The organism is Edaphobacter flagellatus (assembly GCF_025264665.1).
Classification (GTDB): Bacteria; Acidobacteriota; Terriglobia; order Terriglobales; family Acidobacteriaceae; genus Edaphobacter; species Edaphobacter flagellatus.
The window spans coordinates 612562-625999 of the sequence record NZ_CP073697.1 but is presented as its reverse complement, the minus strand read 5'-3'; the positions used below and the strand labels follow the sequence as shown (position 1 = coordinate 625999).

The 13438-nt window shown below is 59.1% G+C and carries 13 protein-coding genes; 12 read left to right on the top strand and 1 reads right to left on the bottom strand.

Going from position 1 to position 13438, the window contains the following annotated elements:
* Positions 1-98: 98 nt before the first annotated feature.
* The 7 genes from KFE13_RS02470 (at position 99) to KFE13_RS02440 (ending at position 8170) form a co-directional block, all read left to right on the top strand.
* Entirely contained in the window at positions 99-1886 is a 1788-nt protein-coding gene (locus KFE13_RS02470) for an AMP-dependent synthetase/ligase (protein ID WP_260705549.1), read from the top strand.
* Positions 1887-1951: 65 nt separating this feature from the next.
* On the top strand, positions 1952-2998 hold the full coding sequence (locus tag KFE13_RS02465; protein WP_260705548.1) for an MBL fold metallo-hydrolase: 1047 nt from the start codon (positions 1952-1954) through the stop codon (positions 2996-2998).
* A 53-nt stretch (positions 2999-3051) separates the two neighbouring features.
* Positions 3052-4095: a 6-phosphofructokinase gene (locus KFE13_RS02460; protein WP_260705547.1), complete on the top strand. Its 1044-nt coding sequence runs from the start codon at positions 3052-3054 to the stop codon at positions 4093-4095.
* A gap of 149 nt (positions 4096-4244) precedes the next feature.
* Complete coding sequence (locus tag KFE13_RS02455; RefSeq protein WP_260705546.1) at positions 4245-4496, top strand: helix-turn-helix domain-containing protein; 252 nt, start codon at positions 4245-4247, stop codon at positions 4494-4496.
* A 45-nt stretch (positions 4497-4541) separates the two neighbouring features.
* A complete protein-coding gene (locus tag KFE13_RS02450; protein WP_260705545.1) occupies positions 4542-6356 on the top strand; it encodes a hypothetical protein in 1815 nt (604 codons plus the stop codon).
* Positions 6338-7534 carry an acyltransferase family protein gene (locus KFE13_RS02445; protein WP_260705544.1) on the top strand — a complete coding sequence of 399 codons (1197 nt, stop codon included), beginning with the start codon at positions 6338-6340 and terminating at the stop codon, positions 7532-7534. Before KFE13_RS02450 ends, KFE13_RS02445 begins: the two co-directional genes overlap by 19 nt.
* Before the next feature lie 78 nt (positions 7535-7612).
* Positions 7613-8170, top strand: coding sequence for a DNA-3-methyladenine glycosylase I (locus tag KFE13_RS02440; RefSeq protein WP_260705543.1), 558 nt, complete (start codon positions 7613-7615; stop codon positions 8168-8170).
* An 8-nt stretch (positions 8171-8178) separates the two neighbouring features.
* Here KFE13_RS02440 and KFE13_RS02435 read toward each other — a convergent pair whose 3' ends face one another.
* The gene (locus tag KFE13_RS02435) at positions 8179-9057 is read right to left on the bottom strand and encodes a metallophosphoesterase (protein ID WP_260705542.1); all 879 of its coding nucleotides are present in this window, start codon (positions 9055-9057) and stop codon (positions 8179-8181) included.
* A 72-nt stretch (positions 9058-9129) separates the two neighbouring features.
* On the opposite strand from KFE13_RS02435, the gene KFE13_RS02430 reads away from it, so the two are divergent.
* Genes KFE13_RS02430 through thiE form a run of 5 tightly spaced genes read left to right on the top strand, consistent with a single transcriptional unit; the run spans position 9130 to position 13352 of the window.
* Positions 9130-10215 carry a M24 family metallopeptidase gene (locus KFE13_RS02430; protein ID WP_260705541.1) on the top strand — a complete coding sequence of 362 codons (1086 nt, stop codon included), beginning with the start codon at positions 9130-9132 and terminating at the stop codon, positions 10213-10215.
* Positions 10216-10248: 33 nt separating this feature from the next.
* A complete protein-coding gene (accB, locus tag KFE13_RS02425) occupies positions 10249-10743 on the top strand; it encodes an acetyl-CoA carboxylase biotin carboxyl carrier protein (protein ID WP_260706889.1) in 495 nt (164 codons plus the stop codon).
* A gap of 56 nt (positions 10744-10799) precedes the next feature.
* On the top strand, positions 10800-12155 hold the full coding sequence (accC, locus tag KFE13_RS02420) for an acetyl-CoA carboxylase biotin carboxylase subunit (RefSeq protein ID WP_260705539.1): 1356 nt from the start codon (positions 10800-10802) through the stop codon (positions 12153-12155).
* Between the two features lie 10 nt (positions 12156-12165).
* Positions 12166-12714 carry a hypothetical protein gene (locus KFE13_RS02415; protein ID WP_260705537.1) on the top strand — a complete coding sequence of 183 codons (549 nt, stop codon included), beginning with the start codon at positions 12166-12168 and terminating at the stop codon, positions 12712-12714.
* Complete coding sequence (thiE, locus tag KFE13_RS02410; protein WP_260705536.1) at positions 12672-13352, top strand: thiamine phosphate synthase; 681 nt, start codon at positions 12672-12674, stop codon at positions 13350-13352. Before KFE13_RS02415 ends, thiE begins: the two co-directional genes overlap by 43 nt.
* Positions 13353-13438: the final 86 nt, after the last annotated feature.

The following is a 13438-nucleotide window of genomic DNA, read 5'->3' as shown; positions in this document are numbered from 1 at the left end:
GAAATGCGGGGGATTCCTCGACGCGCTGCGCTTGCTCGGAATGACACACGAACAAGGCTGGACGGCGCAAAGACTAACGGCAAGTAAACGGAGAGAGCATGTTTGATCTGCGTACGGTAAATGATGTTTTGGTACGGGCTACGGGGCGTGGCGACCGTACGGTGGTGATGTCGCAGGATACGCCGGTGAGCTGGTCGCCGATCTCGTCGGCGGAGTTGTATGGACGCGTGCGCGCGTTGGCGGATGTGCTTCGCGGTTGGGGCGTCGGCAAGGGCGACCGCGTGGCGCTGCTTTCGGAGAATCGATGGGAGTGGGCGGTGACGGACTTTGCCGTGCTGGCGATCGGCGGGGTAGATGTCCCGTTGTATCCGACGCTGACGCCGGAGCAGGTGGGATACATGCTTCGGGATTCGGGCGCGAAGGTGGCGGTGGTTTCTTCTGCGGAACAGTATGCGAAGGTGGCGGCTGCGGGCGAGTTGCCGGCGCTGGAACATGTGGTGGTGATGGATGCGGGCGAGTTTGCGGGTACAGAAAGCTTTGCTGCGCTGATCAAGGATGCTCCGGCAAAGCAGCAGAGGGATGCTGCGTTCGACGTGATGGTGAAGGCGGTGCGTCCGGAAGATCTGGCGACGATTATCTACACGTCGGGGACGACGGGCGAGCCGAAGGGCGTGATGCTGACGCATGGGAATCTGGCGAGCAATCTGAACTACTCGACGGGGCCGCTGGGGCTGGGCGATCAGGATGTGTGCATCTCATTTCTGCCATTGTCGCATGTGACGGCGCGGCATCTGGACTATGCGCTGCTGTGTCATGGCACACAGCTGGCGTACTGCGCGAAGTTCGATCAGATTCCTGAGGCGATGAAGGTGGTAAAGCCGACGATCTTTGTGTCGGTGCCGCGGCTGTACGAAAAGATACGGCAGGCGGTGGAGATGAAGTCGTCTGCGTCGCCGGTGAAGAGCAGGATTCTGAAGTGGGCGTTTGGAGTCGGGAAGGCACACAGGGCCGAGACGGTGGCAGGCAAGGAGCCGAGTGGGCTGAGCTCGAAGCTGGCGAAGAAGCTGGTCTTTGGCAAGATTGCCGAGGCATTTGGCGGTCGGGTGCGGATCTTTATTGCGGGTGGCGCTCCGCTGGGTATGGATACGGCGGGCTGGTTTGCGGATGCGGGAATCGTGATTCTTGAGGGGTATGGGCTGACGGAGACCTCGCCGGTCATTGCGCTGAATTATCCGAAGGCGTACAGGATGGGGACGGTGGGCAAGGCGCTCGAGAATGTGCAGTGCCGGTTCGCTGAAGATGGCGAACTGGAGGTGAAGGGGCCTTCGATCTTTGTGGGGTACTGGAACAAGGAGAAGGAGACGCAGGAGGCCTTCACGGAGGACGGATGGTTTAAGACGGGAGACATCGGCAATCGGGATGCGGATGGATTTTTGTCGATTACGGATCGCAAAAAGGAGCTGCTGAAGACGAGCGGCGGAAAATTTGTTGCTCCGCAGCCGATTGAGAACAGGCTGAAGGCGAATACGCTGGTGGGTCAGGCGGCGATGGTGGGCGACAAACACAAGTTTGTGAGTGTGCTGATCTCTCCGAATCTGGCGGCGCTGAAGGGATGGGCGAAGGCGCAGGGCGTGACGACGGAGGATCCGGCGGCGCTGGTGAAAGACCCGAAGGTGATCAAGGTCTATCAGGAGATTGTGGATAGCGTAAACAAGAACCTGGCTCACTTCGAGAGCATCAAGCGGGTGTGTGTGGTGCCGGAGGAGTGGAGTGTCGAGGATGGCACGATGACTCCAAGCCTGAAGCTGAAGCGACGCGTGGTGGGTGAGCGATACGCGGGCGAGATCGCGAAGTTCTATGCAGATGAGGCGACGTCGAAGGGATAAGCGTTGAGGCGGTAAGATCGAAGCGCTGGCTGCAGCATCTGTATGGTGTGAGCGGAGGACGTTCGATGGATCTGGTGGAAGCTGAGGCTGAGCAGGCGGAGTCGTTTTTACGGCCGGCGGTGCAGGTGGAGCGGAGATATCTGAATCCTGTTCCGACGAAGGTGGGTGGATGGAGCACGCTGTGGAAGGCGCTTCCGCTGTACTTCAGGAATAAGGAAGAGAAGTTTCCGAAGACGCCGCTGGGGCCGTTTCGGACGGATGCGCGCATCTACGAGACGCCCGTGGCGAGCGGGCTGCGTGTGACGTGGATGGGACATTCGTCGCTGCTGATTGAGATCGATGGTGCGCGTGTGCTGACGGACCCGGTGTGGGATGAGCGGGCGAGTCCGATGCGGTGGGCGGGGCCGAAGCGGTTCTTTGCTGCTCCGCTGGCGTTGAAGGAGATGCCGCGGCTGGATGTGGTGCTGGTGTCGCACGATCACTACGATCATCTGGGCGAATCGACGATACGGACGCTGGCGCGGATGGAGTCGATGCGCGGCGTGGAGTGGGTGACGTCGCTGGGCGTGGGAGAGATTCTGGAACAGTATGGCGTGCATCGCACGAAGATCACGGAGCTGGGTTGGACGGAGAGCTTCACGGTAGCGAGCAAGGGGCTCGAGATTACTTCGCTGCCTTCGCGGCACTTCTCGGGGAGAAGTATGTTCAACCGGTTTGAGACGTTGTGGTCGTCGTTTGTGTTGCAGGGGCCGCGTCACAAGGTGTACTTCGGTGCGGATTCGGGCTGGTGGGAAGGCTTTAAAGAGATTGGCGCGGCGCATGGGCCGTTCGATTTGACGATGCTGGAGATCGGCGCATTCAACGAGCTGTGGAAGGACATCCACATGGGGCCGGATGGCGCGGCGCAGGCGTTTGAGGATCTCGGCGGGACGGGGCTGCTGATGCCGATTCACTGGGGGCTATTCGACCTGGCGCTGCATGGATGGAAGCAGCCGATGGAGCGGATGCTGGCGCTGGCGGAGGAGAAGGGAATTGCGCTGTGGTCGCCGCAGCCAGGCTCTCCGACCGAGGTGGTGCCTGGTGCATCCTTGCGTTCGGACTGGTGGCGGTAAATAGCACGGTACGCGCTGCGGTATGATTTTGCCGAACGCAAAAAGGAGATGCAATGCGCATTGGGATGTTGACTGGTGGTGGCGATTGCCCGGGGCTGAATGCTGTCATTCGTGCAGTCGTGCGTAAGGGAATTCTGCACTACGGCGACGAGTTTGTCGGCTTTATGGAAGGCTGGCGCGGCGTGATTGACGACGTGACGATGCCGCTCAACATGGAGACGACGTCGGGGATTCTGCAGAAGGGCGGCACGATCCTGCGTTCTTCGAGAACGAATGTGAAGAAGATTCCTGGCGGGTTCGAGAAGTGCCTTGAAGTGATTGCCAAGCACAAGCTGGATGCGCTGATCGCTCTGGGCGGAGACGATACGCAGTCGATCTCACTGGCGCTGAGCGAGCGTGGAGTGAAGTGCGTTGGCGTGCCGAAGACGATCGACAACGACCTGAGCGGTACGGATGCCTGCTTCGGTTTCGATACGGCGGTGACGATTGCGACGGAGGCGGTGGACAGGCTGCACTCGACGGCGGAGGCGCACAATCGCGTGCTGGTGGTTGAGGTGATGGGACGCGATGCGGGCTGGATCGCGATTACGTCGGGCATTGCAGGCGGCGCGGATGCGATTCTAGTGCCCGAGGTGCCGATCGATATCGACGAAGTGTGCCGTCTGTTGAAGTACCGGCACGATCATGGCAAGAAGTTTGGCATCGTGGTGGTGGCCGAGGGAGCGAAGTTCCCCGAAGGCGGGCAGGCGACCCATGGAGCTTCGGTCGATTCGTTTGGCCATGTGCGGTTGAGTGGCATTGGACAGCAACTGGCCGAGGAGATCGAGAAGCGGACAAAGTATGAGACGCGCAGCGTGAACCTGGGCCATACGCAGCGGGGCGGAACGCCTTCGGCATACGACCGCATGCTGGCTTCGCGCTATGGCGTGAAGGCGATCGATCTGGTGCACCAGGGTAAGTTCGGACGCCTGGTTGTGCTGAAGGGGACGGAGATCTCGGACATTCCGCTGGCCGACGCGATTGCGAAGACGCGCACGGTCGGACAGGACCTGCTGGATGTAATGACGAGCCTGCAGCCTCCGAAGAATGCTGTTTAGTGTTTGGTTATCAGTTATTTACTGATAAATACCCTAAAAATTTCATTGTACGGGCGAGAAAAAGGGGGTACAAAGAGAGTTGCCGGGCTTACCGGGGCTCACCCTTGGTTTTCGCCCGTTTCTTTCTGGGATTGGAGCGTTCTCTTCCGATGGCACCGATAGCGCAGGCTGCACCACGCGAGGTGATGGATATCCGGCAGGCGTCGGAGTATCTCGGCATCAGCGGTGACACCTTGTACCGGTATGCGTCGGAGGGCTTTATTCCGGCGTTCAAGCTGGGGAATCGCTGGCGCTTCAAGAAGTCGTTGCTGGATGCCTGGATGGATGAGAAGAGCGGAGTCGTGCCGCAGCAGGCGCCGGTTGCTCCCAAGCAAAAAAAGCCTGCAGGTCGCGCTCGTTAGAAAGATAGAAATAAGAATCCGGTGGGTTGGCCGGGTTCAAAATACATGACAAGAAGCGCTGTTCTCGCCAGGAAACTCCTGCCGCTTTACGTCTGCGCCGCTCTGGCGATGATCTTCTATGCTCCGACGCAGTTCGCGAACCGGTATGAGATCTCGGATTCGTACATTTTCGGCTACAACAACCGGGTCGGAATTCTCCTTCTCGTCATCTTCGCGTTCTGTACCGGGCTGCTGGCCTGGGCTGCGCGGTGTCGATTTTCTGTTGTCGGGGTTTCGGACCGGGTAGGGCGCGGTGTGTTCTGGGGCTCGATGCTGGTTGCAGCGCTACTGTGCGTTGCGATGTATGTGCTGACGGCAAGGTCGGGTTCGTATGGCGAATCGGTCTACCTGCTCGACAGGCTGGGGCTTGCGGCACAAGGGCAGCGGCCTTACCGGGACTTCGAGTTTGCTTATGGCGCGGCCTTTCTCTATGGGCCGCTGCTGCTCTCCAAGCTGCTGGGGCTGACGGTGGTCAATGCGTACTACCTGTTCTGGCTGATGAATGTTCTTGCGGGGGTATGGCTGCTGCGGGTGATCGTCGATGGCATCGATTATCCCGGGCGGCATCGAAGTGCGATCTTCCTGCTGCTCTTTCCGCTTCTGCTGATGGGGGAAGTGACGACGGGGATCAATTACGCGGGACTACGATTTTTTGCCGGCCCGGCGCTGGCGTTGTGGGTGTACCGATTGATCCGGCGTCCTCAGGGAGAGATTGCCGGCGCCGCTGCTGTGTGTGCGTCGACGATCGCGCTGCTTCTACTTTCTCCTGAGCTGGGGGTGGGATTTGCCGTTGGCATCTATGCGTTTTTGATTGCGTATTATGCGCGGACGCGGAGCTGGTCGTGGGTGACGCCGTATGGTGTGGCGCTGGCAGTTCTATGCGCTGTCTTCTGGCAGGCGGGGCGGATGCAGGTCTTTTATACGATGCGGACATTCAGTCATGGAGGCATCAACTTCCCCATCGTTCCGGCGCTGCACATTCTGATGTTGTTCTTTGCGGTGTTCCTGTGCAGCAGTTATCTGGTGTTTGTGTGGAGAGAGGGAAGGTATACGAACACGAGCTGCATGCTTGCGGTGGCGTTTACGTTTCTGCCGTCGGCGTTGGGGCACTGTGATCCGGGCCATATCATCTTCAACGGCACTGTGTTTCTGATTGTTGCTTCGCTTTGGGCAGCATCTACGCCGGTGCGGTGGCGATTGTGGTGTTCCGTCTTTATCGTGGTGGCGGTCATCTGCTCTGCGACATTTTTACTGGGGTATGCAGGGCAGCTCTTTAGAAGCACGCTTGCCCTCATGGTGCGAGATGGAGGTCGTCGGGGTGCGCAGCTTGAGGATACGTATTACCGCAAGATGCTGGGGCGCTATGGGCGGGGTGTTGCCGATACCAAGCGGGCAGAGCTGGAACTGATGAGCCGGAAGGACGCAACGAAGTCTCAGCCGTGGCGTGTGCCTTATGCGGAGGGGATTGTGGAAGCTCCGTTTGGGTATGCCGAGAGCCAAAACCGCGCTTATATCGACGAAGGGTACTTTGATGGAACGGTGAATGCGTTCGATCCGGAGCAGATTGAGGAGAAGATTGAAGAGTTGAAGCGGCATGGAGACCGTGAACTGGTTCTGTCTGCGGAACAGGGATGCTACTTCGACTTTGAGGCCCAGAAGACGTTCATCAGCGTGTTGTTCTTTTATCCCTTTCGCTGGAAGGTGCGGCATACAGAGAATGCTTATACGCCGCTTTGCGAGTATGTAAGGAGCCACTACACGATCAGGGTTCCGGCCAGCCCGGATACCTATGGATATGCGATATGGAGTCCGAAGCGATGACAGGGGAAGGCGTTGCGGTTGAACAGGCCGTGGTTTCGACGGCACAGTCGGGCCGCAGGCTGCACGAGTTGGACTCGATACGTGGGTTGGCTGCAGTTGCCGTAGCGTTCTATCACTTCTTTTTAGGCTGGCTGGGGTTTGGCCTGCCGACGGGATGGCGCAGTACCGCGTTGAAAGCGATGTATCCGCTTTACGCAGGGCCTGAGGCGGTACGCCTGTTCTTTGTGCTCAGCGGCATCGTGCTGGCTCTGTCTTACGGCCGGGGACAGAGCTACGGTGTGTTTATCGGGCGACGGATCACGAGAATCTATGGTCCGTATCTTGTTGCTCTTGCGCTGACGGTGATGGGAGCGAGCATCTGGCATGGGCATATCGACCATAGCGCGCTGAGGGATTGTTGCTGGTCGGAGCCGGTGAGCCGCAGGCTGGTCGTCCAGCACATCCTGTTTCTCGGTGATTACGATTTCGGCCAGCTGAATCCTGTCTTCTGGTCGCTGGTGCACGAGATGCGAATCTCGATCATTTTTCCGCTGCTGTATGTTGCCGTCAGCAGGCTCTCGAATCGGGGTGCTCTGGCGTTGGCGGCGGGGTGCACGCTTGTGTCGATGACGATTATGCGATTCTTCATGGCATGGATCACTCCGATTGCTCCGATGAGTCTTGCGATGACGGTGCACTATATTGCCTTCTTCATTCTGGGGATTCTGGTTGCGCGGAATCTTTCGAGTATTGGAGAGTGGTATCTGGGGCAGGGGAAAGGCACGCGCTGGGCGCTGGTGCTGGTGTCGTTTGTCGTCTATAACTTCACGGCGCTGGCGGCGAATGCTTTATTGGGGCCGCATACGAAGCTGCTGATCGGAGTGAGCGATTGGGGCACGGCGCTGGGGGCACTGGGGCTGATCGTCACCGTGTTGTTTTCTGTACGGGTGAATACGATCTTTCGTTCTGCCGTGCCCGTCTTTCTGGGAAGAATCTCGTACAGCCTCTATCTGATTCATATTCCCGTACTGCTAACGCTGGCCTTCACACTGCAAAAACGGTTCGCACTGAGTGCTTCGATGCTGTTGCCGCTTTACTCCGTGACGGCTCTTGTGGGGGCTTACCTGTTTTGCGTTGCGGTGGAAGAGCCGTTTACCCGGCTTGGCCGCAGACTGAAAGATAACCGTAGTTCTTCTTGATGGGCCTACGGAAACATAGGCTTTTCAGCCGTGATTCTTTTTCGAAGCATTTGCCGTTAACCGAGAATCGAATACACCATGAAAGAAAAAGTTCGTTGCAGCTGGGCGGGAAGCGATCCTTTATACCGCGCTTACCACGATGAGGAGTGGGGTGTGCCGCAGCATGACAGCCGCGCTCTGTGGGAGATGCTGATGCTTGAGGGATTCCAGGCCGGGCTCTCGTGGATCACGATCCTGCGCAAGCGCGATGCGTTTCGCAAGGTATTTCACAACTTCGACCCAGTGAAGGTTTCGCGGATGACCGAGCGCGACGTGGAACGCCTGCTCCAGAATCCGGAGATCATTCGATCGCGCGCGAAGATCGAAGCAGCCATCGGCGGCGCGAAAGCTTATCTGAAGATGCAGCAGGAGGGAGAAGACCTGGCGCAGTTTGTCTGGAAGATGGCAGGCGGTAAGCCGATTATCAACAGGACCGGACAGGTTCCGGCAAAAACGCCTCTCTCCGAAGAGATGTCGAAGGCGCTTAAGAAACGCGGATTCAAGTTCGTTGGGCCGGTGATCGTCTATGCCTGGCTACAGGCGACTGGTGTGGTTGACGATCATGCTCCCGATTGCTTCAAGAGGAAGGCACGGTAGAGCGTTTGTTAGGCCGGCTGCAGGGTGTGCACCGTGATCTCCGGCGGACAGTCGAAGCGGAAGGGCAGGCCGACGGCACCGATACCGCGATTGACGTAGAGCTGCATGGCCCCGAAGCGGAAGTGTCCCTGAACATACTTCTGGCCCAGCGGGGGAAGAATAAGCGGGCCATAGAAGGGGATGCGGATCTGGCCGCCGTGTGAGTGGCCGGAGAGCATGAGATCGACGAGCTTGCCGCGAGGATGCTGGATTACCGTGTCGGCGTAGTCCGGCTCGTGAACCATCAGGATGACGGGACCATCGGGCTGCTGGGGTAGCGTGAGGTCCAGGTCGGGGTGGCCGCCACCGGCGTCGTCGGTGCCGCAAAGCCAGATGCGCGAGCCAGCACGTTCGATGGGAACCGCCCGGTTGATCAGCACGGGAATTTTGAAGGAATTGAGTGCGCTGGTGACGAGGGTGGAGGAGACCGCGACATCGTGATTGCCGAGGATGGTATATGTCTGCGGGGCTTTGAGGGTGCTGAGAATCTCGGCGCAGCGGTGGGCCGCATGGGTGTCGGAGATAAAGGTGAGCGATCCGCGGGTGATGAAGTCGCCGGTCACGAGGACGAGATCGGGCTGGAGCGCATTGATGCGGTGGACGACGTGCTCGAGGAAGAGGGGCTCGGTGAACTCATCGAGATGGATGTCGGAAAGCTGAACGATGCGGAAACCATGAAAGGCAGACGGCAGGTTGGCGATGTGGATCGTGGTGTCGACCTGCTGGATAGCGTGGCGGGCAATCACGCCGGAGTAGAGTGCAAGGCCAGCCGCCGTGACGCCGGAACCAACGATAAACGAGCGTCGAGTTAGCCTGGGCGACGAGGAGCCGCTCTGGGGAAGAGACATAGTTCATGATAACGGTTCCTGGGTTGATCCTGCCCTCTACGCGAAGCCGCTTGATTGAGTAGAATCAAAGGGATGAACTTCGGAGCACGGAAGAGAAGGACGGCTGCGGCGACTAAGGCCGCCGGACTGGATGGGATATTGATCACTCATCTGCCGGATGTGCGTTATCTCTGCGGTTTTACAGGGTCGAATGCCGCCCTGGCCATGGCGGGAGGCACCGCAGTCCTGTTTACCGATGGCCGTTACACAGCCCAGGCAAAGGCCGAGGCCGTAGGCACCCGCGTGGTGATTGCGAATAAGCCTGTCGTCGCCGCAGCCTGCGAGTGGCTGGTGGAGAAGTCGGTGAAACGGTGCGGCTTCGATGCGTTGCATACGACGGTTGCCGCACTTGAAAGCATGCACAAGGCGGTTCCGACGAAGGTGCGCCGGGGGATGTTTGTGGCGTCGGAGCCGGTGGTTGCGCGTCTGCGCGAGGTGAAGGACGTCGACGAAATCAGCAAGATCAGGAAGACAGCTTCGCTTGGCGGCCAGCTCTTCGACGGGATGCTGGAGTACCTGCGTCCGGGGTTGAAGGAGATGGAGGTTGCTGCCGAGCTGGAGTATCGCGCTCGTCTGGCTGGAGCAGAAGCCATGTCGTTTGAGACGATTGTGGCCAGTGGTGAACGTAGCGCTTTACCCCATGGCCGGGCCAGCCTGGCGAAATTGCCAAAGCGCGGTTTCGTTACGATGGACTTCGGCGTGGTGCTGGACGGCTACATGAGCGACATGACCCGCACAGTACATCTCGGACGCGCGGTGAACGGAGAGCAGGACGTGTATCATGCGGTTCTGGAAGCGCAGGTGGCGGCAGTAGCCGCGGTTGCGCCGGGAGTGACTGCAGGCGAAGTCGATGAGGCAGCGCGAAGTGTGCTGCGACGGGCGGGGTTGGATACGTTTTTTACCCACTCGACGGGGCACGGAGTTGGATTGGAGATTCATGAAGGCCCGCGGCTGGCTGCGAAGCAGACTCAGCCATTGAAGGCGGGGATGGTGATCACGATCGAGCCGGGGGTATATATACCGGGCCGGTTCGGTTTGCGGATCGAGGATATGGTTCTGGTGACGCCGGCGGGCGGCGAGGTGCTGACGCCGAGCGTGAAGGCCTGGATCGAGTTGTAGGGATAGAGTGCCGCAAGAGGCACAGGAGAGATGATGGACGGAACAAAGATGCAAGAGCTGCGCGAACTGGTCGAATTCCTGAAGGCGAATGAGATCGCCGAGTTCGACATGGAACAGGCTGACCTGAAGGTCAGGATCAAGTTTGCGGGTGAACCTGCTGCCGCAGCGGGCGGACTCGACCTGGGGCAACTGCGGCAGCTGATGGCTTCGGCTCCTGCAGCCGCTGTTGTCCCAGCGGTTGCAGCGCATGCTGCACAGGCGGCGGCTCCGGCTGCTGCGGAGGAGAAGCTGCATGAGGTGAAGTCGCCGATCGTCGGTACGTTCTACGAGTCCCCGGCACCGGGCGCTCCTGCATTCGTGCAGGTAGGTGACCAGGTCGAGGTAGGCCAGGTGCTTTGCATCGTCGAAGCGATGAAGCTGATGAACGAGATTGAGTCCGACGTTGCCGGTGAGGTCGTGAAGCGTATTGGCGTCACGGGCCAGCCGGTGGAGTATGGCCAGCCGTTGTTTGCAATTCGGCCGCGGTAAACGTGTTACTCAGAAAACGATTCGTCAGCGAAGAGATTCGGAAGGCGCCTGCATCTATGTTTCGTAAGGTATTGATTGCAAATCGTGGGGAGATCGCACTGCGCGTGATCAGCGCATGCAAGGAGATGGGCATCCGCACGGTTGCTGTATATAGCGAGGCCGACAGAAACTCGCTGCATGTGAAGTTTGCCGATGAAGCGATCTGCATCGGGCCTCCGCGTTCGTCGGAGAGCTATCTGAATGTTCCTGCCGTGATCTCGGCCGCGGAGATTACAGATGTCGATGCGATCCATCCCGGTTACGGCCTGTTGAGCGAGAACGCAAACTTTGCCGAGGTGTGCCGGGCTTCGAACATCAAGTTTATTGGGCCTCCGCCCGAGGTGACTCGCATGATGGGCGAGAAGTCCACGGCGCGGCAGACGATGAAGAAGGCCAAGGTGCCGATTCTGCCGGGTTCGGATGGCGTGATCGCCAGTGAGGGTGAGGCGCTCGAGTGGGCCAAGAGCGTTGGCTATCCAGTCATTCTGAAGGCAGTTGCTGGCGGCGGCGGCCGCGGTATGCGTATCTGCCGGAATGCCGAGGAGCTTCCTGGGCTCTACAACCAGGCTTCGACGGAGGCGGCTGCGGCTTTTGGCAACGGCGATCTGTACATGGAGAAGTTTATCGAGCGACCGCGACATATCGAGTTTCAGGTGCTGGCCGACGAGCACGGTAACGTGATGTCGCTGGGAGAGCGCGAGTGTTCCATCCAGCGTCGCCACCAGAAGCTGATTGAAGAAGCTCCAAGCCTGCAGATAACGCCGAAGCTGCGTGAGGAACTGGGCAAGACGATCAAGAAGTCGCTCGAAAACATCGGCTACTGGAACGCCGGGACGATCGAGTTCCTGATGGACGAGGACGGCAAGATCTACTTCATCGAGATGAACACGCGCATTCAGGTAGAGCACTGCGTGACCGAGATGGTCACCGGCATTGATCTGGTGAAGGCGCAGCTTCGCATCGCTGCAGGCGAGAAGTTGAATTCGATTGTGCCGGGGCCGGTTGAGATTCGCGGCCACGCGATCGAGTGCCGTATCAATGCCGAGCATCCGGAGAAGTTCACGCCGAGTGCAGGCAAGATTACGGCGTTCAATGTGCCGGGAGGCAACGGTGTTCGCGTGGATACGGCCCAGTATGCCGAGGGCGTGGTGCCGCCGTATTACGACTCGATGATCGCGAAGCTGATCTGCCACGGCAAGGACCGCGAAGAAGCGATGAACCGGATGCAGCGTGCGCTGAGCCAGTTCGTGGTGCAGGGAATTCATACGACGATTCCGCTGCATCAGAAGATCTTCGCCGATGAAGAGTTTCGTGCGGGCAAGTTCGACACGAAATTTATGGAGCGGTTCCTCGAGCGGCAGAAAGACGCGTAGCATCTTCACCATGCGGCAAGTGATAAGGCGGCTGATCGGGGTAACGGTTGTGAGTGTTGCGACACTGACGCTTACGGCGCAGACGCCTGCATCACCGCAAGTGCCGCAGGCCGCGGAAGCCGTGTCGCCTCTGGCGCCGATTGCGTGGATGGCGGGAAGCTGGGCTGCGGAGGCAAAGCAGCCGGGTGCGCAGAATCCATCGAAGATTTTTACGCGGTTTACGCCGCAGCTTGATGGACGGACGATGTCGATCGAGACGAGCTTCGATGGTAAGCCGATGTATCAGGGGATGTTTGCGTATGACCCGGCGCTGAAGGCGATTGCATTCTGGTACGTGACGCCCGATGGTGAGTCGATACGCGGAACGGTCGATACGAAGGAAGCAGGCGACCCGCTCTTTGACTTTCGTATGACGCTGAATAACGGTGTGGAGCTACACTTCCAGACCAGGGTGCATCGAGTGGATGCGGACCACTACACATGGACGCTCTTTTCGACAAGTAATAAGGGGACAACGTGGGACAAGCTCTTCGCGGTCGACTATCATCGCGTGTCTTGAGGCTGCCGCGACTCTATCCGATTGTGGATGCGGAGATGCTGGAAGAGCGCGGCATCGAGATGGGAACCTTTGTCGCGGAGCTGCGCGATGCGGGCGTAACGCTGCTGCAGTATCGCGACAAGCGCGGTAACGAAGAGCAGATTCTACGCAATGCACGGATGATTGCGGACGTCTTTCGTGGGGTGGATTGCTCGCTGATTATGAACGACGATCCGGTGCTGGCGATGTTATCGGACTGGGATGCCGTGCACGTGGGGCAACATGACGCGGCAGTCGGTTATGCGCGCATCGTGCTTTCCGCAGAGGCGATTGTCGGGTGCTCGACGCACAACGATCAGCAGGTGGTTGCGGCGGATATTGCCCGCGCAGACTATATCGCCATCGGCCCGGTCTTTGCGACGTCGACCAAGATGGATGCGGAGCCGGTCGTGGGACTTGAGGGCGTCCGGCGTGCGCGGGCGTTGACGAAGCGTCCTCTGGTGGCGATTGGCGGGATCACTCCGGAGAATGCACGGAGCGTGATCGAGGCCGGAGCGGACTCGGTTGCCGTGATCGGGGCTCTGCTCAGGGAGGGCTCGACGCCCGGCGATATGGTGAAGCGGTTCCTTGAGGCGATGCCCGCCGCGGAGAGCGTATAGGAGGAACCTGCCTCGAGCCTGGATGCAGATCGTGAGAGACATGCAGGTGGTGTTTGGGGTAGAAAAGACTGCAACGTGAAGATTTC